The following is a 20,199-nucleotide window of genomic DNA, read 5'->3' as shown; positions in this document are numbered from 1 at the left end:
ATCTTCTCAATCACCAATTACCCATTATACTTGTACTAAACTCAGGAAGCGATATCTACGATAATGTCTCCAGACGTATGCGTAAAATTTCTGCTTGTTTTTGTGCTTCTACTAAAGTCTCTCTTGTAGTCTGAACTACATCTGCGGGGGCTTTATCCACAAATTTAGAATTGCTTAATCTCGCACTTAAAGATTCCACTTCTGCTTCGGCTTTTTGTAAGCTTTTCTCCAGTTTCGCACGAACGACTTCAATATCTACAACTCCTTTTAAGGGAATTACTACCTGTACAGTCCCGATAAGACCAGCAATAGAATTTTCTTTTTCCTGGAGTACGGTTGGTGGTAATTCTGGTTCAATTGGTGTTTCACTGGGTGGAAAGTATTTTGCAAATAACTCTTCTCTTGCTTCAGATTTGAGTAAATAGCGGATAATAAACCAACCTACATAACCCAAACCAACTATTTCAAAGCTGGTTCCAAAGAAGGGAATATCTAACGCAGTATTTCCCACAAATATAGCTACTTTTAAGCTAATAAGGGCAACAACTATTAAAGCAATGATCTTGATTCCACCCCAATATTTATTATCTTCAGTTTTTGCAATCTCTTCGGGAATCACAACAGGATTAACAGCAACAATTGTTAAAGTTTCCACTTTGGCTAAATCTTGAATATAAGTCTGTCCCGCAGTGAGAATAAATCTTTCACTTGCGCTTTCACTTTGCAAATTTGCAGTAATTTTTACCCCTGGTTTAATATCTGCTTCTGCCCGTAAATTGCGAATTGTGCGAATTGTGCCAATCAATAAATCAAACTGTGTTTCCAAAGCTGAATCAATCAGATTATCATCGGCTTCAGGATATGCTTGTAAAGGTAAAAGTTCAGGATTTTCTGCGGGTTGTTGAGTGAGAGTTTGCCAAATTTCCTCAGTAATATGGGGCATAAAGGGATGGAGTAATTTTAAAATCCCTTCTAAAATGTAGGCGATAATTTGTTGGGCAACTTTGCGAGATGTGGGTTCTGCATCTTTCTGTAATCTGGATTTAACTAATTCAATATACCAATCACAGAAATCACCCCAAATAAATTCATAAAGTCCTTTTGCTGCTTCCCCTAAACCATAATTATCAATGTCATGATTTGTTTGTTTAACAACTTGGTTGAAACGGGAAACAATCCATCTATCACTTAATTCTGTGGGAATTGGTTGACCTAATTGGGCTGGAGTTTGTCCATCCAAATTCATCATCACAAATCGGGCAGCATTCCACAACTTATTGGCAAAATTGCGAGAAGCTTCAACAGAAATAGATTCATCTTTTTTGCGGTCATATTCTAAGCGAATATCTTGACCTGCACCGGCAACTTCCTTAATTAAGGTATAGCGTAAAGCATCAGTTCCATATTTGGCAATCAACAATAAAGGATCAATTCCATTATTTGCCGATTTCGACATTTTCTTATTATTTTCATCTCTGACCAAACCATGAATGTACACAGTTTTAAACGGCATTTTTCCGGTAAAATGTGTTCCCATCATTGTCATTCTGGCTACCCAGAAAAAGATAATATCAAAACCAGTAACGAGGGTAGCAGTAGGGTAATATGTGGCTAAATCTTCGGTTTCTTCCGGCCAACCTAAAGTAGAAAATGGCCACAGTCCCGAAGAAAACCAAGTATCTAAAACATCGGGGTCTTGAACTAATTTCACATCTTCCCCAAATTGCACTTTGGCTTTTTGTAGCGCTTCTGCTTCATTGCGGGCGACAAAATAAGGTGTGGAATCGGTAATTTCTCCTTCAGTTTCGCTGACAGCATACCAAGCGGGGATTTGATGCCCCCACCACAACTGGCGAGAAATACACCAATCACGTAGATTTACTAACCAATCACGATAAACTTTATGCCAACGTTGGGGGACAATTTCGGGGGAATCTTGGTTATCGAGGAAATCTAAAGTTTTATCAGCCAGGGGGCGGATTTTGACAAACCATTGGGTAGAAAGCAGAGGTTCAACAGGGACTTTTCCGCGATCGCTATAAGGTACTGTATGTTTATATTCCTCAACCTTAACTAAAACGCCCTCAGCATCTAAACGGGCTACTACATTTTTCCGCGCCACAAAGCGGTCTTGACCTTGAAAATCACCGGCATTTTCATTTAATGTGCCGTCCTTATTCATAATATTAATGAACGGCAAATCATGACGTTTACCCATTTCAAAATCATTGGGGTCATGGGCTGGAGTCACTTTTACGCAACCTGTGCCAAAAGTCGCGTCCACCAATTCATCACCAATAATCGGGATTTCCCGGTTCATAATTGGTAAAGTCAGAGTTTTGCCAATCAGGTGTTTATATCTGTCGTCAGTGGGATTAACCGCCACACCTGTATCACCTAACATAGTTTCGGGGCGAGTTGTCGCCACTTCCAGAAAGCCAGAACCGTCGCTGAGGGGATAACGGAAATACCACAGATTCCCATTTACCTCTTTGGGTTCGACTTCCAAATCAGACACCGCTGAACCAGAAGCGGGACACCAATTGACTAAATAGTTACTACGATGAATTAATCCTTCTTCATGGAGGCGAATAAATGCTTCTAAAACTGCTTTTGATAAACCTTCATCTAAAGTAAAGCGTTCCCGTGACCAGTCCACGGACACGCCTAAGCGTTTTAACTGATTAATAATTGTGCCGCCGGATTCCGCTTTCCATTGCCAAGCCCGTTCTAGGAACTTTTCCCGCCCTAAATCATCACGGGTTTTGCCCTCGGCTTTGAGTTGTTTTTCTAAAATTGTTTGGACTGCAATGCTGGCGTGGTCAGTTCCCGGTAGCCACAGGGTATTCCGTCCTTTCATGCGGTGGTAGCGGACAAGGGTGTCAATGATAGCCCCTTCAAAGGCGTGACCCATGTGCAAACTACCTGTCACGTTAGGTGGAGGGATAACAACGCAGTAGGGTTCGCCCTTGTGGTTGGGGTCGGCTTTGTAAACTTGGTTGTCTTCCCAGAATTTTTGCCATTTGGCTTCTGTGGAGAACGCTTCGTAAAGACTAGGGAGATTAGGAATAGTTACAGTCATGCTGGGAATGGTAAGTTTGTAAGGATTCTACTAAATTTTGCCACAGGGTTGAGAAACGTTTACATCTTGTGCTGAAATAGCCGTTACGGCTTATACCGTCAAAAAAAATTTCAGCTTGAAATTAGGGAGAAATCACCTTTAATTATGCCCAGCGATACTAGCAATTTGGATGGGAGAGATTACCACTGAAATAATTAGGGATTTAAAACTGTATTTTTTTCTTTAAGATTTGATAAAACATTCTCTTAACAATACTTTGTCCATTTTCTGCTTTGTTGGGTGAAGCGACAGCGCAACCCAAGGCTCATGTTGGGTTTCATGTTTCAACCCAACCTACAAATCAGGGCTTTTTCCAATTTGGACAAGGTATTGCATAAGTAACCTATTCATTAGAGAATAAATTGCCAACAATTAGTATTAGTCTGACAAGACATACAATAAATTCTGGAAATCAACCTGCTTTTTTGTTATCAATGTGGATAATATAAAAAAGCATGACACGGATACGGAAAGTAGATGTTAGCAAAAGGGAAAATATGAGAATTTTAGTGACGGGCGGTGCTGGTTTTATTGGTTCTCATCTAATTGACCGACTCATGAATGATGGTCATGAAGTCATCTGCCTGGATAATTTCTATACAGGAAAGAAACACAATCTCCTCAAATGGTTAGATCATCATAATTTTGAACTGATCCGTCACGATATCACCGAACCAATTCGGTTAGAAGTGGATCAAGTTTATCATCTGGCTTGTCCGGCTTCTCCAGTGCATTATCAGTATAACCCAATTAAAACAGTTAAAACTAACGTTATTGGCACACTCAATATGTTGGGGTTAGCTAAACGAGTTAAAGCCAGATTTTTATTAGCTTCCACCAGTGAAGTCTACGGAGATCCAGAAGTTCATCCCCAAACTGAAGATTATCGAGGCAGCGTCAATCCCATTGGCATTCGCTCATGTTATGACGAAGGCAAGAGAATGGCCGAAACCTTAGCATTTGACTATTACAGAGAAAATAAAGTCGAGATTCGCGTCGCCAGAATATTCAATACTTATGGACCGAGAATGCTGGAAAATGATGGTCGCGTAGTCAGCAATTTTGTCGCGCAAGCATTACGAGGTGTGCCTTTAACTGTTTATGGTGAAGGTCAACAAACCCGGAGTTTTTGTTATGTTTCCGACTTGGTAAATGGACTAATGCGATTAATGAATGGTGAACATACTGGCCCCATAAATTTGGGTAATCCTGATGAGTACACTATCTTAGAACTGGCGCAGGCTGTGCAAAACTTGATTAACCCAGATGCACAAATTAAATTTGAACCCCTACCTGCTGATGATCCCCGTCGTCGTCGTCCCGATATTACTAAGGCACAAACTTTGTTAGATTGGGAACCTACTATTCCTCTGCAAGACGGTTTAAAATTAATGATCGAAGATTTCCGTCAACGTTTTCAAAAGTAGTGGTTTAGTAATTCACAACTAACAACTGTACGGGCGAAGCATTTGGAGAACTATTTTTGGCAATGACCGATAATTTATCTTCCTAATGCTTCACCCCTACTAACAACTGACAACTGTACGGGCGAAGCATTTGGAGAACTATTTTTGGCAATGACCGATAATTTATCTTCCAAATGCTTCGCCCCTACTAACAACTAACAACTGTACGGGCGAAGCATTTGGAGAACTATTTTTGGCAATGACCGATAATTTATCTTCCAAATGCTTCGCCCCTACTAACAACTAACAACTGTACGGGCGAAGCATTTGGAGAACTATTTTTGGCAATGACCGATAATTTATCTTCCAAATGCTTCGCCCCTACTGACAACTATAAAAAACGGGGTTTTAAAAATGCGTGTTTGCGTAATTGGTACTGGTTATGTTGGTTTAGTAACAGGTGCTTGTTTGGCTCATATTGGCCATGATGTAATTTGCATAGATAATAACGAAGAAAAAGTAAAATTAATGAAGTCTGGGCAGTCGCCGATTTTCGAGCCAGGACTATCGGAAATTATGCAGTCTGCCATTAGTAGTGGCAATATTCAATTTTCTAGTGATCTCGCGGCTGGTGTTAATCATGGAGAAATCCTGTTTATTGCCGTGGGAACTCCTCCTTTACCCAATGGTGAAAGTGATACCCGATATGTAGAAGCTGTGGCTCGTGGCATTGGCGAAAATCTTCAAGGTGGCTATAAGGTAATTGTCAACAAATCTACTGTCCCCATTGGTTCTGGTGACTGGGTAAGAATGATTGTTTTAGACGGGATTGCTGAACGTCAAAAAACATTGCTGGTATCTGGTGATACAGCTAGTGATGATAAATTATCGAAGATTGCTAATGATTTTGATGTCGTCAGTAATCCAGAGTTTCTCCGGGAAGGTTCAGCAGTTCATGATACATTTAACCCTGATCGGATTGTCTTAGGTGGCAATAGTCAACAAGCCACTGGCATGATGAAAGAACTATATGCGCCAATTGTCGAACGCAAATTTGCGGCTGATAAATCTTTGCCTCCTGTTCCAGTTTTGGTAACAGATTTAAGTTCGGCAGAAATGATTAAATATGCCGCTAATGCCTTTTTAGCCACCAAGATTAGTTTTATTAATGAAGTTGCTAATATATGCGATCGCGTGGGTGCGGATGTTACCCAAGTAGCAAAAGGCATCGGTTTAGATTCCCGTATTGGTAGCAAGTTCTTACAAGCTGGCATTGGTTGGGGTGGTTCATGTTTTCCCAAAGATGTTTCTGCCCTCATTCACACCGCTGATGATTATGGCTATGAAGCCCAACTCATGAAAGCCGCTGTCAGTGTTAACGAACGTCAACGCCTAATCGCCCTAGAAAAACTCCAACAGGCTTTAAAAATCCTCAAAGGTAAAACTGTGGGACTACTCGGTTTAACCTTCAAACCAGATACAGACGATTTACGGGACGCACCGGCACTAATCTTGATTGAACAACTCAACCGATTGGGAGCTAAAGTCAAGGCTTATGACCCCATTATTTCCCAAACAGGAATGCGTCATGGTCTTTCCGGTGTATTAGTAGAAACCGATGCGGAAAGACTAGCAGATGGCTGTGATGCTTTGGTACTTGTCACCGAATGGCAACAGTTCAGCACTTTGGACTATGGGAAAATGGCAAAATTAATGAACCATGCTGTCATGATTGATGGTCGTAATTTCCTTAACCCCCAAGCAATGGTAAAAGCTGGATTCCAATACGTGGGCGTGGGAAGGTAGGGGAGGTTGGGGAGGTTGGGGAGGTTGGGGAGGTTGGGGAGGTTGGGGAGGTTGGGGAGGTTGGGGAGGTTGGGGAGGTTGGGGTTTAGCAATGCTAAACCCCTACAAATCTAGGTTTTTCGTGATTTTACAAAAGTCCATGTCCCAACCGTTTTGAGTATATATAAATCCAGTCACCTTGGACTATTGCTGTCCAATCTCCAGGAAAAGGATCTGTTCGGGAACGATTGGGGGCTGTGATTAAGGCTGTGATTTTTTCAATGTGTTCAAAATTAGGGGCATCAGGAAGTATTTCTTGAAGTAGCTGACGCATGACCCGACGTTGTAAAGCTAGGGGTACTTTTTTTAATAAACAGCGGTTTACCTTTAAATTACCTTTCTCGCCCTGTACTGAGGCTTCTAGCCGCAACTGATGGGCTGTTTGTTCCAAATACTCTACCTCTGCTTGTAAAAGTTCGGCTGTTTGCGCTAAATTTGCTTCTACTTGGGGATTGAAATTCGCTTTTAAATAGGGGATTAATTCTTGACGAATGCGGTTTCGCGCATATTGTAAATTTTGATTGGTGGAATCTTCCCAAATTGGCAAATTAAACTCTTGACAAAATTGCTCTGTTTGGGAACGGTTAACTTCTAATAATGGACGCACTAACATGATATTGTCAGTTAGGGGACGTTGCCAAGTTAAAGCTTGTAAACCATCAGCACCAGTACCACGCATTAAATTGTATAGTAAAGTTTCTGCGCGATCGCTGGCAGTATGTCCGGTAATAATATATTGATAGTTATAACATTGGGCAATTTTTGTTAAAGCCTGATATCGCCAATTTCTGGCTGTGGCTTCACTGTTAACAGGTTGATTAGCTGTTTCTAAATAGAAGGGTGTGTGCCAAGTTTTCGCTAAATTGGCGACATGGTGGGCATTAGCTTGGGAGTCTTCGCGCCAACAATGATCACAATGGGCTATGGCTAGATTCCATCCCCATTTGGGTTGTAGATCTAATAGTAATTTAATTAAGCATAGGGAATCTTGTCCACCCGATACTGCGACTAATAGCTTTTGATTGCGCTCAAATAGATTACGGGCGCGGATAGTCCGATGTATTTGGGCGTGGAGGGGTGTCCATGTCATAATAGATATTTAATCAAGGGGACAAAGAGAAAACCACCAATCACACATAGAACAACGACGAAGAGAACTTTCAAGCCTATACCTAATGTAACTTCCATCGCTAGTAAAGTCAGAAAAACAAAATTGAGAGCAAAGCTGAAGAAAACAATTGGGATAGGGAGGATAACTTGTTTTTGACCAGCTTTAATTTTTTGGATTAACCGCAAAATTTTTTGTGTATTTTGTGGTCTATTTTTTGGATCATGCTCCATTAAATAATCAATTAAATCTTTAAATTCTTCAGAAATTTCTGGGGCTTTATCTTGCCATAATAACTTTCCGGTTTGTCTATCTCTTTGAAAGTTATCGTATCCAGGATAAGTTCCTGTGAGTAAGTGCAGAAATGTCCGCCCTAATGAGAAAAAATCAGATGTATAATCTACCTCTTTACCAGCTTCTTGCTCTGGTGAACAATAGCCTAATGATCCCACCATTGTAGCCGGAATAGTTTGCTTTTGAATTTTTTGGATAAATTCTTTAACAATACCAAAATCAATTAATACTAATTGACCATCAGGTTTTAACATTATGTTATTTGGCTTAATATCCCGATGTAAATAATTCTGACTATGAACATGAGATAGGATCAGGGTCAATTGTTCTAGCCATTCGATAGCTTGTTGGCTATTAGGAATTTTGTAATTTTGTTCCAACCATTTACCCAAATCCTGTCCAGCAATTTTCTCCATGACTAAACCATGTAAAGCTTCCGGGGTGTGAGGACATTTAAATTTAATGTAAGCATCCACTTCTACGCGGGGAATTCCCGGATTATTTAATTGTTGTAATACATTAAACTCTTGTTTAAAAAGTCCCAAGACTTTATCACTTGATTGGGTTAAAATTTTAATGACTTTATGATCATTCATGAACGTATCTTCTACTTCAAAAGTCTTACCAAAACCACCATCTCCTAATTCTTGCAGAACATGATAACGATTATGGATAATATCTCCAGGTTCAATCATAGCTTTCTCTCTTTTGGGTTAATCAACTACTTATTTATTTTAGAATTCTTGATCATTTGTTGACAATCTAATTTTGTCAAATCATAGTTCATTGGGACAAATATTGCCCCAGATATGGCACATTTAGTAGGGATAACACGAACTATTTGAGAAGTGTTTTCTATCATATCTCCATCATTATCAAAAGAGATAGTTCCTGAAGCTCCTCCTGTTACCTGTTTTATATTGTTTAATTGCTGCTGTATAGCCAATCTTTGGTTTGGCAAACTATCAGATATAGATACTTTTTCTAGAGCTTTTGTCAAAACCAAAGTAGCATCATAAGATATTCCGGTTTGAACACCTATGTTAGCAGTTCCCCAAAGTTGTTTAGCTCTTTGAATCATCTCTTTATTAGGACTAGATAAAGGATGCCAAGGAACGACTATTAAAAGTTTTTTGACATTCTGTTTATAGAGTATAGTCTCATCATATAGAGTCGAGTATCCTGCCATTGGCAGTTGATCTTCATTGACATCTATCAGGTTTAAAGTATTTTTAAAACTATAATGATTAACTTTACCATCAGGAATGAGAATCAGTGCTTTTGCCCCTTGCTGCTTAACTTCATTTAAGATTTTACGGGGCATAAATTTAGATATAGATATATCTTGTTCAATTATCTTACTTGCACCTAATTGGTTACGAAATTCTTCAAAAGCAGATTGACTAAAAGTGCTGTTTGGATTGTAAAAAACAGCTACTTTTTCTTTAATAGCTAATTGTGATAATTGCAATTGCTCAATTAATTTAGGAATCTGAAGTTTCACGCTGGGGATAGTCCGAAATAAGAAGTTTGGTAAAACTTTCTTACCGGAAAAAAGACTTTTTCTAGCAGCCGTAGCAGGAGCAATAACAACAACTTTGTTCTTTTGATAAACAGGTAAAGCTGCTTTAGTTACTTCAGATGTATAATGTCCAATGACTGCGATTACATCATTTTTAGAAAGCAGATGTTCAGCTAATTTATCAACTGTATCAGGTTTATTTTCATCGTTAACAACCAGAATTTTTAAACCTGGATTTTTAGGATCTTTGTTGAAATCTTCTTGAAATTGTGCTGCACCTCTTAACAAGGCTTCTGCTATACCTCTAGCATCCTGATTAATAGGAATAACAATAGCAATAGTGTAACTTTTTTTGCCTTGTTGCATCAATTTGGCATTGTTGAGGTAGATTAAAATTTCTGGATTATTTTGATTATTAAGTCTCTGTTCAGTAAAAAAATCAACAGCTTTTTTAAAGTTACCTTGTTGAAACAATGGAAATTTATTTTTTGTAAAGAGACTTTCTTCTCCACAAGATAAATTGTCATTTAACTCAAAATCTTTACACCAATTTTGAGAAAAAATATTTATCAATAATTGCGGATTAAAAATCAAATATATCCAGGAAGAAAAACTAAGTATCAAGATTATTAAAAATAACCATTTAGCCAAAATTGGATATTTACGGATTTTTCTGGAAAAATTTGTCATTTTAGTCATCTTTTTCAGGGAAACGTCTTTTAATATATTTAATAAGTAAAGGATGCACAATACAAAAAGTTGGTAATCTTTGGCTATCATCCCTTGCAATTAACCCATCTGTACATAATTTATCTATGGCTTGACCAATTTTTGCTTGAGAAATAGAGGGAAATAATTGATAAATTTCAGGAAGTGACATTGGTTCTGTTTCATAAACTAATTTTCGCACAATATTGAGTTCTATATTTGATAAACCAGAAATATGTTTATCAAATAAATCAGTTATGACATCATGAATAAAAAATGTTCCTTTGAGAAAGTCATCAATTTCACCATTATAATTATTTTGAATATGTTGAGCAGCAAATTCTAAAGCTGATGGATGTCCTTGATATTGTTTAATAAGTCTTTCTCGTCCCTTTTCTGACAATTTAAAATTCTTCAATATGTATTGAGAATCTTGATTATTTAAACCAGTTAATGTTAATCTTCTAACTCTGGATTTATCCGCAATATCCATTTGTTGATGTGTTTGTAAACTGACAAATACTACGCAACTTTGATGTTCTAATGTTGCAACGGATTCTAAAAATTTGCCATAGTTAGAATAGTTTATTTTTTGCTGATCTTCTGATATTTCATCAGTTGCCATTAGTTTTTCCCAATTATCAAAAATCAGTAAGCACCGATGTTGATTTAAGAAAGAAATTAGGCTAAGAATTCTCTGAGATATATTTTTTTTATGGGGATTTTTTTCTAAATTATTAGCTAGAAAATATGATTCTATATGAGTTAAAAAATCTTCTAAAAAAGGGGAATATTCAAGCTTCTTCCAGATAATATAATCAAATTTATCTTTAACTTTATCCACAAACTTTCTTAATAGTGGTGTTTTCCCAATCCCACCCATACCAAAAACCCCCACCAAAGGACAGTGTTCTTTAACTATCCATGTTTCTAACTTAGATAATTCTTCTACACGGCCATAGAAATCTTTAGGAACTGGTGCTTCCCGTAAATCTATCCGTAATAAATTGTTTTCTGTGTCTTCCTCAGTACCAGGATGTTCTAAAAGTCGTGGGAGAGTTAAGAAGCAATTCTTTTTGCTAACTTTTCTATCTGTAACTTCACTGAGTCGTTTAAATAGATCAGGACCCGTATTATTTTTGATAGTGTCAACAGCATAACCGAGATTATCCATATTGGCATAGGCGATATTTTGCAAAGAATATTCTAAAATCGCTTCTTGACAAGCATTTAAATGAAAATCTATGCCTTTTTCACGCTTTACCCAATCCTTTAATCCTCTAATTATCTGTTTTGTATCCATGGTCTAGTTCTCTCCTGATATCCTGTTCTGGATTGTATCTTAATTTGCCATAACTTTATTAGTTTTATTAGTCTTTATTAGCTAAATACTGATTAGTTAATTGTATTTACAGTTACATCTAATATTGAGATACTTGATTGTGTAAGGACAAAAAAGAGGTTGTTATGGCTTATCAAGATAATTCAGTAATTTCACTAGCAGAAGTTGCTAACGTCAACAGACAGTATAATATTTTGCAGGTAATATCAATACAATCACTGCAAGGGCAAAATATTTGGTTTACACAGAGTCATCAAGGAGATGAGGATGATCCTATAGTTCCTCCTAATTAATTGAGCGAATATTATTTGTCTGGAGAATTAATAATTCTCATCGCTTCCAACTTACAAATTTCTAATTCTGGTAATTTACAATGGGCTTTTTTAAGTTCTTGATCATGGGTATAAAATTCTATAAAATTTCGCCATGATTCTCTAGAAGCTTGCCGATTTCCTTGTGCTGCTTGGACTTGTGCCAATAAGCAATAAGCTGGGGCATAATTGTTTTCTAATTCCAGACAAATAAGTAAATGTTGGTGTGCTTGTTCATAAGAATTTTGCTGAAAATATGCCCAAGCAAGATTTTTGTGTAATGAAACTTTAACTGTGTCATCTTTCACTTTTGACAGAATTGGTTCAATAATTTTCACAGCATCTGCACTATTTCCTTGGAGAATTTGCAACCGAGCTAAATTATTAATAGCAGCATCAGCAGCGCGGTTTTGATATTTAATTGCAATCTGATAATGATGACAAGCATCATCTAAATTATCTAACTTTTCGTAAGTTGCCCCTAGATTATAGTGAGCAGAACCATGATTTTTATTTAATTCCACTGCTAATTCTAGATAAGATGCAGCAATTATAAAATCATTACTCAGGTAGCTTTCATGTCCTAATTGATTTAGAGATTTAGCAATTTCTTTTTTTTCTTTTTCACTGAAATTCATGCGTCTTAGCACCTTTTTTAATTCTTCTGGAACGGGTTTATGAACTGATAGTAAATACAAGATAGATTTAGTAATATCTTCATGATCTTCATCTTCTGTTTTTGCTAGTTCTTTTGTCCATTTAGATTGACTATCAGTTAATAACTCTGGTTTATATTTAGCAAACAATCCAACCAAGTCTGAGCGTTTGTAACGACGATTATCAGCAGGTTCATTATTCAGTCCAAATTCGTAACATATTCTTTCCACATACTTTCTCACGGATGCTTCTGTAATGTTCATCGCTTCGGCTATATCCATATCTGTATGGCCTGAAAGTATTTTCTGCAATACGTTTTTGCGGTTTTCTGTGAGGTTATAGAATACGCGTTCAAACTCTTGTTGATTCATTCTTGATTTTAATTGCATCAGTTATATATTCACGATTGTGACTATTTTACAGTAATTTAACATCAATTATGCTCTGTGATTATTATCACTTAGGCAAAGGTGATAGTTAAGTACGTGATCTGAAAATTTAAATCTCTGTTATGGGGTTGACACCTGTAAGTAAGTATGTCACAATTTTTTTAGTTTATTAAGTCACTGAACAACAAAATTTGATGTGACATAGCTGGGGGGAAGAAATGCTTTTATAACCAAAGCCAGTTAAATTCTGGACAGACTTTACTGGTATCGCAGCTAAGGTCACTTTTACACAGTCTCTAACTCAAAATAATTTCGTTTTTCAGGTTGAAAATTAAGGTTTACCTACATCATGAATAAACACAAGTGCTTTTTAGTGTTAGCTATATTAGCTACTTTAGTCACGACTCCTGCTCAAGCTGAGGAAGTTTCTACAAAAGCTGCCGATTTGATGCCAAATAGTTCTTTTTTACCTACTAGTAAGGAGTCCAAATCATCTAATTTAGTAGCTCAGAATAACGAGCCTCTGATTGGTTTTACTGGTTCTAAACAGCCTGCAAGTAATTACTTTTATATTGGTGGAAGTGTTGGCATTGCTTCTCCTGGTAACGATGTAAAAGTCAAGGATGTATTTGATCAACTTAACTTTGGTTTGGATTCTACTGCTCAATGGAGCATGACTGGGGGTTATCAGTCGAAAAACTATCGCACTGAACTAGAACTTAATTACAGTTCTTTTGGTGTTAATAAAGGTATTTTAAACTCCGAATCTTTTCCATTAAGTGGCAATATCAGTACAACTTCTGTACTTGTTAATGGCTACTATCATATCCCGACTGGTTCTAAATTTCGTCCTTACCTTGGTGCTGGTATAGGTTTTGGTATCATTAGCGGCAAGATTAAGGATCAGGGAATAGAAACTGATCTTGGTACTGGTTCATCTTTGGCCTATCAAGGAAAAGTAGGTCTTCAATATGAAATTGCCAAGAAAGGTAATGCCTTAAAGAAAAGGGGGAAAATGAACTTACAAAAACCAACCGTAAGAATGTAAACCCTTACCCAAAAGATTCACACCAAGATAACAAATCCAAACCACAACAAAACCAGCAGCAGCTAAAATTGCAGGTTTTCTACCTTGCCAACCGCGAGTTATTCTAGAATGCAGATAAGCGGCAAAAACTAACCAAGTAATTAACGCCCAAGTTTCCTTAGGGTCCCAACTCCAGTAAGAACCCCAGGCTTCATTAGCCCAAACACCACCGGCAATAATCCCAATTGTGAGGAGAGGAAATCCCAAACCAATGATGCGATAGCTGATATTATCGAGGGTTTCAGCCAAGTTGAGGCGTTGAGGTGAAAGAATTTCAGTGGTTTGAATAGGAGTGGTTGTGACTAAATCCAAAACCGCAGTTCCAGTTCCGTTGTTATTACTTTCAACGAGAGAAAAGCCATTAGTTTCCGCAGCGGGTGTAGATGTAACTAACTCACCAGCTTTAAGTAGTTTATAGCCATTACTCCGATAACCGCCATTACCAAAGGAACTACCTTGTAATTGGATATTTTGGCCGCGAGTAACAATTAAAAATGCGATCGCTAACAATGCACCCACCATCAAAGCGGAATAACTCAACATCATGACACTGACGTGCATCATCAACCAATTAGATTTCAAAGCCGGAACTAAAGGCTCTGATACCTGCATATTTGATGGTAAAGTTAGAGTAGCAAAAGCAGCAATGCACATCGCCACAGGTGCAGTCACAACTCCCACCAAACGGCTACGACTACTATTTTCGGCAATTAAATGGACAGCGGTAATTCCCCAAGTGAGGAAAAATAAAGATTCGTAGAGATTACTCAGGGGAAAATAACCCGCTTCGATCCATCTTGCCCCTAATAAAGTCGCCATACACAAATTAGCGATCGCCATACCGGCTGTTCCCAAAGCCGCTGTCACCGATAAACTCGGAAAAGCCGCCCCCACCCAATAAACCAACATCGTACAGAATAAGACAGCAAAAGAGGCATTATCTAGCCAGTTCTGGAGTACAACCAGATTCATAAACACTTCTCTCCAAATTCCGATTTCCTTGATCCTAACTGGTTTTGGAGATTAGTCATTGGCAAGATTAACCTTCATAATTCATAGCGCCCAGATATTTAGTTAAATATCCAGATGTGTAGGGGTTTAGCAGGTGTGTAGGGGTTGCTTTAGGTCAGCCAAAAGAAAAAATATCAGTAGAAATGGTTTTTAGAAGTCTAAGTAGGTTAACATTGTAAATCGTCGTTATGGCACTAGGCAAGAGGCAATACTTCGACTTCGCTCAGTAACCAGAGGCAAGAGTGAAGAGGGTTTGAGCGATTTTACTTTTCTTTACACAGATTGGTTTTATTGTGTTCACTTACTTATATTATGTAGCTAAATCCGTAGAAAGGGGTGAGAATCCCGATATCGTCACCTATTTAGTCCAACGAGCAAAATTATTTGGTTTAGTCAAAGCTATCAGGAAACGACATCGAGAAACACAACAAATCAGAGAACAAATTTGGGGGGCTGTACCGTTAATTTGACACCAATGAAGCTCTTGCTTTACCCCTACATAATTTATTGATTTTTTTGCTACTAAAATATCCTTACTGCCAAAGGTAGATAAGTAGAAACAAAACAATCCAGATAACATCAACAAAGTGCCAAAACAAAGAAGTGGCATTTATCCCAAAATGGCCATTATCAAAGTTACCAGGAATGAAAGAACGCAACAAGACAATTAACTGTAACAGAATACCCGTAAAAACGTGCAAACCGTGAAAACCAGTTAATAGATAAAACATTCCTCCGAAAGTACCAGAAGTAAAGCCAAATTCAAGTTGACTCCATTCCACCGCTTGGCCATAGAGGAAATAACCACCCATAGCCATTGTTAAAAATAACAACAGCCGATAAGTCCTTAAATCATGTCTTTCCAGAGCTTTTTCTGCAAAATAAATCACAAAACTACTAGCAACTAAAACCACAGTATTAATGCTAGGTTCTTTTATTTCCAAACCAGAAACACCAGCCGGCAACCAATTAACAGCAGAAGTTTTGTAGATAATATAGCCAGCAAAGAAACTCAAGAAAATGACACTTTCCGATAACAGAAAAACAATAAAACCAAACATTTTATTGCCTTCTTCATCATGTTCGTGTTCATGACTGTGGTGAGACTGTAACTCTTCTGAAGAAATAGAACTATCCATGATTTTAATGAAGAAATAGGAGATTAGAAAAATAAGAAAATAGGGAATGGTTTACAGAAAAATTTATTTCGCGCAAAGGTACAAAGGAGCAAAGGCGCAAAGATAGATAAAAATCTCTGTAATCCCTAAATTCTCAAATTACTCATGTTCAGAAGATGCCATTAATTCGGATTTACCATAACCATAAGGTTCGCAAGTGACAATCGGAATTTCCTCAAAATTCTCAACAGGAGGAGGAGAAGAAACAGTCCATTCCAAACCAATTGCTCTCCAAGGATTAGCAGAAGCTTTTTCTCCATCCATCCAAGAAATCAACATATTGAAGATGAAAGGAAGAGTAGACATTCCTAACAGAAAAGAACCCAAACTAGCGACAATATTCCAACCAATTAATTCAGGTGCATAAGAAGCAGCACGGCGTAACATTCCTTGCAAACCTAAAGGGTGCATGGGTAAGAAATTCAAATTTGTGCCGATAAATGCTAACCAAAAATGGATTTTGCCCCAACCTTCGTGGAACATTCTGCCCGTCATTTTGGGAAACCAATGATAGATAGCTGCATACATTCCCATAGTTACAGTTCCATAGAGAACATAATGGAAATGACCAACAACAAAATAGGTATTGTTAACATGAACATCCACTGGAACAGAAGAAAGCATAATTCCTGTAATCCCAGCAAATACAAACATTACCAAACCACCCAAAGCAAATAACATGGGTGTAGTTAAGCGAATTTTCCCACCCCAAATAGTTGCCACCCAAGCAAATACCTTAATCCCTGTGGGAATAGATACAAACATGGTTGTCACCATGAAAAATAACCGTAGCCAACCAGGAGTACCACTCACATACATATGGTGTACCCAAACGATGCCGCTAACTACAGCAATTAACATCGAAGAAATAGCAACGACTTTGTAACCAAATAAAGGTTTGCGGGAATAAACGGGAAAGATTTCCGAGAAAATCCCGAAGATAGGCAAAATGATGACATATACCGCAGGGTGAGAATAGAACCAGAAATAATGCTGGAACATCACCGGATTTCCGCCTTTAGTAGGATCAAAAAAGGCAGTTCCCACTGTAATATCAAGAAGTAGCATGACCGCCCCGGCTGTTAAAGCTGGCAGTCCAAATAATTGGATAATTTGGGCGCTGAATACTGCCCAAACAAAGAGAGGCATTCTAAAGAAACCCATTCCCGGCGCTCGCATTTTCACAATGGTGGTGACAAAATTCACCGCACCCATAATGGAAGAGACACCGGAAATCGCCACCGCTAATAACCACAGAACTTGACCGTTAATCAAGTTTCCCGTGGGGTTTTGGGTACTGACGGGGGGATATGCCCACCAACCAGATTGAGCAGGGCCACCGGGGACAAAGAAGCTGGCCATGAGGAGAATTCCCACCACGGGAACCATCCAAAAAGCGACAGCGTTCAAGCGGGGGAATGCCATATCTCGCGCCCCAATCATCAGGGGAACGAGGTAGTTAGCCATACCAACAAGAGAGGGAAATGTCCACAGAAACAGCATCACTGTTCCGTGCATAGTGAACATTCCGTTGTAGACTGTGCGGTCAATTAAATCAGCTTCAGGGGTAATGAGTTCTCCCCGCAGAATCATGGCGAAGATACCGCCAACAAGAAAGAAGATAAAGGAAGTAACGAGGTATTGGATACCGATAACTTTATGGTCGGTACTAAAGCTGAAGTATGTTCTCCAAGTTTGGGGCGGTTCGTGGTGATGTGATTCACCAGCAACATGAATGGGGATGTTAGTCATTCGATTTTAGATTTTAGATTTTGGATTTTGGATTGCCAATTTTAGATTTTTGATGGCTAAATCTAAAAGCAAAAAGTTGATTAACCGGGAAAATTGACTAATGGTGGTGCAGCAGGTTCAACGGTTTTCCAACCGCTGTCAATGCCGTTTTCTATTTTCAGGGCATATTCAGAAGCCGCTTGGTTAGGGGCTGGGCTGGGTGTTTGACTGGCAGCTTTGCTTAACCACTGCTGATAGTTGCTAAGTGATTCCACAATGACCTTGGCTCGCATGGTGGCAAAGTATGTACCGCTATACTGAGAGTCGGTTAAATCATACGCACCGGGGCGAATGGGAGTAAATTCAAAGTCCAGGTCGTTACCAGGAATAATGTCTTGTTTGAGGCGGAAAGCGGGGATAAAAAAGCCGTGAAGTACGTCTTCCGAATGCAGATTTAGACGAACACGGCGATCGCTCGGTAAATGCAATTCTGTACTGGTAACATTGCTTTGGGGGTAATGAAACACCCAAGCCCACTGTTTAGCGGATACATCAATATGTTCTACATCCTCAGCTACTGCGGCTTCTGAAGCCTCATCTGGCGCAGCTTCAGCAGTTTCCATCTTCATCGGATTATGTAAGTGGATCTGGTGAGATGGTCCCTGGATACCCATTTCTTCGTAAACTTGGTAACTATAACCCGCAATCCACAACACCAACATAATTGGGATTGCTGTCCAAATTACTTCTAAAGTCACATTACCTTCAATGTGAGGCCCATCACCTAAATCTGTAGCTTTTGCCCGATGGAAACAAATAGAATAGAAAAGAGTAGCAGTTACTCCCAGGAAAATTAAAGATCCTAATGTTACCAAAAAGCTAAATAAATCATCAATCAGATGAGATTCAGCAGCCCCTTGGGGAGGAAGCCAAGAATAAGCCTGTTTACCAATCCAAAGACTAGTAAGAGTTACCGCAACTGCCCCAGTAACTATGGTCAAAAAGTTGAGAAAGTGCCGAATTTTCATAATGGTCAGTTGTTAGTTGTCAGTGGTCAGTGGTCAGTGGTCATTTGTTAATGGTCAGTTGTGAATTGTTAGACAAGAATTTTTACACCAATCACCAATCACCAATTACCAATTACCAATTACCAATCACCAATTACCCATTACCTATTACCAAAGATTTGATTGATGTCTTGTCCTGCTCGTAGTAATTTATCGGCTGTATTGTGAACACCAAAATCTGCGGCTAGGTGCGCTCCTAATGTTCCATGAAAATACATCAGCAACATAATAATTACACCGACAACCAGATAAGAAATTTGCACTTCTCTCTCTTCATGTTTGCCGATAACGTAACGTTGCCAACCTCGCCAAAAAGTCATGCCAACCATCATCGCTAATAGTAATACACCACCCACACCGTGCCACATCATTGTGGGCATTGCCAGCATTCCCCAGGGACTTTTGATATCTGCTGGTGGGGCTGCTAATAACATTTCATAAAAACCTGCACCAACTGTGAAAAATGTAATCACAGATGCAGCAAAAATGTTGTACCAACCGACATCAAATAATTGAGAACGTTCAACCTTAATTCCCAAAAAATTGAATAGCCATTTTTCCAAAGGGAAGAACACACCTAAAATATCAAAGATAATGGCAATGATGAATAAACCTAATGTGAGGTGTACCAAATTAGGATGAATCGGAATGGCATAAGGTAAACCATTTGCACCCATTTGGTGACTAATTTGGTCTAATAATTCTGAGTTCATGGCAAGATTCCATCCTTTACCGCTTCCACAACAGGTACGGTATGTAAGCCATACACCCATACCAGTTCATCACCAAGATATACTTGAAAACCAACCAAGGCTGTTAATAAAACTGCCACAGCTATATAATGAAAAGGGAGTTTTTTCGGATCACGACTCCGCAAAACATAACGCCAAGCAGTAATAGCGGCAATAATACCTGAAAGTGACCAACCGATGAGAGTATGAATATTTAAAACTGATTTAGCGAGTTCGTAGGGTTTTGCTAAACCAGCCTCAAATTGACCAAAAATAATTGCCACAAAAATAGCTACCGTGGCAATACACATATTCCACCAACTCACCTCAAACAAAGTAGTTTTACCAGTTACATAACCAGCAAAATCACAAAAAACAGAAAATAGCACCATCGCAATTACAAAGTGAACCACGATAGGATGTAAAGGATCTGGATATGGTAAATTATGCTCATTCAATGAAGTGAAAAAATCCAGCATTAAATTCTCCTAGACTGATTTACTACTCCTTAGCCAAACTTAAATAATTGCTAGATACTCACTCACTGATACCAAAAAATTATTTGATAAATCTGGTGTGAGTTTGCTGCAATGTATAACCGTCAAGTGATTTCTTCATAGTCACAACAGTAATTATGGATGTAGCTAAACTAAATCACTGTTAGAGGTTGAATTTACTAGACGTAAATTTT

The 20,199-nt window shown here is 38.5% G+C and carries 17 protein-coding genes; 5 read left to right on the top strand and 12 right to left on the bottom strand.

Annotation, left to right across the window (positions count from 1 at the left end):
• Positions 1 to 55 precede the first annotated feature (55 nt).
• Positions 56 to 3,082 carry a valine--tRNA ligase gene (locus BMF77_RS04670; RefSeq protein WP_148761033.1) on the bottom strand — a complete coding sequence of 1,009 codons (3,027 nt, stop codon included), beginning with the start codon at positions 3,080 to 3,082 and terminating at the stop codon, positions 56 to 58.
• Between the two features lie 536 nt (positions 3,083 to 3,618).
• Here BMF77_RS04670 and BMF77_RS04665 point away from each other — a divergent pair.
• Together BMF77_RS04665 and BMF77_RS04655 are read left to right on the top strand one after the other, a co-directional pair.
• The gene (locus tag BMF77_RS04665) at positions 3,619 to 4,548 is read left to right on the top strand and encodes a UDP-glucuronic acid decarboxylase family protein (RefSeq protein WP_015081118.1); all 930 of its coding nucleotides are present in this window, start codon (positions 3,619 to 3,621) and stop codon (positions 4,546 to 4,548) included.
• Positions 4,549 to 4,941: 393 nt separating this feature from the next.
• Complete coding sequence (locus tag BMF77_RS04655) at positions 4,942 to 6,333, top strand: UDP-glucose/GDP-mannose dehydrogenase family protein (protein ID WP_148761031.1); 1,392 nt, start codon at positions 4,942 to 4,944, stop codon at positions 6,331 to 6,333.
• A 127-nt stretch (positions 6,334 to 6,460) separates the two neighbouring features.
• Here the strand turns inward: BMF77_RS04655 and tilS are convergent, their stop codons facing one another.
• Genes tilS through BMF77_RS04630 form a run of 4 tightly spaced genes read right to left on the bottom strand, consistent with a single transcriptional unit; the run spans position 6,461 to position 11,307 of the window.
• Complete coding sequence (gene tilS / locus BMF77_RS04645; RefSeq protein ID WP_148761029.1) at positions 6,461 to 7,462, bottom strand: tRNA lysidine(34) synthetase TilS; 1,002 nt, start codon at positions 7,460 to 7,462, stop codon at positions 6,461 to 6,463.
• Positions 7,459 to 8,469: a serine/threonine-protein kinase gene (locus tag BMF77_RS04640; protein ID WP_148761027.1), complete on the bottom strand. Its 1,011-nt coding sequence runs from the start codon at positions 8,467 to 8,469 to the stop codon at positions 7,459 to 7,461. Before BMF77_RS04640 ends, tilS begins: the two co-directional genes overlap by 4 nt.
• A 26-nt stretch (positions 8,470 to 8,495) precedes the next feature.
• On the bottom strand, positions 8,496 to 9,995 hold the full coding sequence (locus BMF77_RS04635; RefSeq protein WP_210422298.1) for an ABC transporter substrate-binding protein: 1,500 nt from the start codon (positions 9,993 to 9,995) through the stop codon (positions 8,496 to 8,498).
• Positions 9,988 to 11,307, bottom strand: a complete 1,320-nt coding sequence (locus BMF77_RS04630; protein WP_148761022.1) for an NB-ARC domain-containing protein — start codon at positions 11,305 to 11,307, stop codon at positions 9,988 to 9,990. Before BMF77_RS04630 ends, BMF77_RS04635 begins: the two co-directional genes overlap by 8 nt.
• Positions 11,308 to 11,471: 164 nt before the next feature.
• On the opposite strand from BMF77_RS04630, the gene BMF77_RS26520 reads away from it, so the two are divergent.
• Positions 11,472 to 11,639, top strand: a complete 168-nt coding sequence (locus tag BMF77_RS26520; RefSeq protein WP_168204394.1) for a hypothetical protein — start codon at positions 11,472 to 11,474, stop codon at positions 11,637 to 11,639.
• 11 nt (positions 11,640 to 11,650) lie between these two features.
• Here BMF77_RS26520 and BMF77_RS04625 read toward each other — a convergent pair whose 3' ends face one another.
• The gene (locus BMF77_RS04625) at positions 11,651 to 12,685 is read right to left on the bottom strand and encodes a LuxR C-terminal-related transcriptional regulator (protein ID WP_246863065.1); all 1,035 of its coding nucleotides are present in this window, start codon (positions 12,683 to 12,685) and stop codon (positions 11,651 to 11,653) included.
• 367 nt (positions 12,686 to 13,052) lie between these two features.
• Between BMF77_RS04625 and BMF77_RS04620 the strand changes: the two genes are divergently transcribed.
• Complete coding sequence (locus tag BMF77_RS04620) at positions 13,053 to 13,751, top strand: porin family protein (protein WP_148761018.1); 699 nt, start codon at positions 13,053 to 13,055, stop codon at positions 13,749 to 13,751.
• On the opposite strand, the gene ccsB is transcribed toward BMF77_RS04620, so the two are convergent.
• On the bottom strand, positions 13,725 to 14,762 hold the full coding sequence (ccsB, locus tag BMF77_RS04615; protein ID WP_148761016.1) for a c-type cytochrome biogenesis protein CcsB: 1,038 nt from the start codon (positions 14,760 to 14,762) through the stop codon (positions 13,725 to 13,727). The two genes, BMF77_RS04620 and ccsB, sit on opposite strands and share 27 nt — an antisense overlap.
• Before the next feature lie 332 nt (positions 14,763 to 15,094).
• On the opposite strand from ccsB, the gene BMF77_RS26515 reads away from it, so the two are divergent.
• Positions 15,095 to 15,271, top strand: coding sequence for a hypothetical protein (locus tag BMF77_RS26515; RefSeq protein WP_168204346.1), 177 nt, complete (start codon positions 15,095 to 15,097; stop codon positions 15,269 to 15,271).
• Positions 15,272 to 15,334: 63 nt separating this feature from the next.
• Here the strand turns inward: BMF77_RS26515 and BMF77_RS04610 are convergent, their stop codons facing one another.
• The 5 genes from BMF77_RS04610 to BMF77_RS04590 form a co-directional block, all read right to left on the bottom strand.
• The gene (locus tag BMF77_RS04610; protein WP_148761014.1) at positions 15,335 to 15,940 is read right to left on the bottom strand and encodes a heme-copper oxidase subunit III; all 606 of its coding nucleotides are present in this window, start codon (positions 15,938 to 15,940) and stop codon (positions 15,335 to 15,337) included.
• A gap of 138 nt (positions 15,941 to 16,078) precedes the next feature.
• A complete protein-coding gene (gene ctaD, locus BMF77_RS04605; RefSeq protein ID WP_148761012.1) occupies positions 16,079 to 17,731 on the bottom strand; it encodes a cytochrome c oxidase subunit I in 1,653 nt (550 codons plus the stop codon).
• Between the two features lie 80 nt (positions 17,732 to 17,811).
• On the bottom strand, positions 17,812 to 18,738 hold the full coding sequence (locus BMF77_RS04600) for a cytochrome c oxidase subunit II (protein ID WP_148761010.1): 927 nt from the start codon (positions 18,736 to 18,738) through the stop codon (positions 17,812 to 17,814).
• 140 nt (positions 18,739 to 18,878) lie between these two features.
• Complete coding sequence (locus tag BMF77_RS04595; protein ID WP_015083636.1) at positions 18,879 to 19,490, bottom strand: DUF2231 domain-containing protein; 612 nt, start codon at positions 19,488 to 19,490, stop codon at positions 18,879 to 18,881.
• The gene (locus tag BMF77_RS04590) at positions 19,487 to 19,987 is read right to left on the bottom strand and encodes a DUF2231 domain-containing protein (RefSeq protein WP_148761008.1); all 501 of its coding nucleotides are present in this window, start codon (positions 19,985 to 19,987) and stop codon (positions 19,487 to 19,489) included. Before BMF77_RS04590 ends, BMF77_RS04595 begins: the two co-directional genes overlap by 4 nt.
• Between the last annotated feature and the right edge of the window lie 212 nt (positions 19,988 to 20,199).

It is taken from the genome of Dolichospermum sp. UHCC 0315A (genome assembly GCF_008121535.1).
Lineage (GTDB): Bacteria > Cyanobacteriota > Cyanobacteriia > Cyanobacteriales > Nostocaceae > Dolichospermum > Dolichospermum lemmermannii.
Note: the sequence above shows the minus strand (reverse complement) of the source record. Positions and strands in the feature narration are given on the sequence as shown.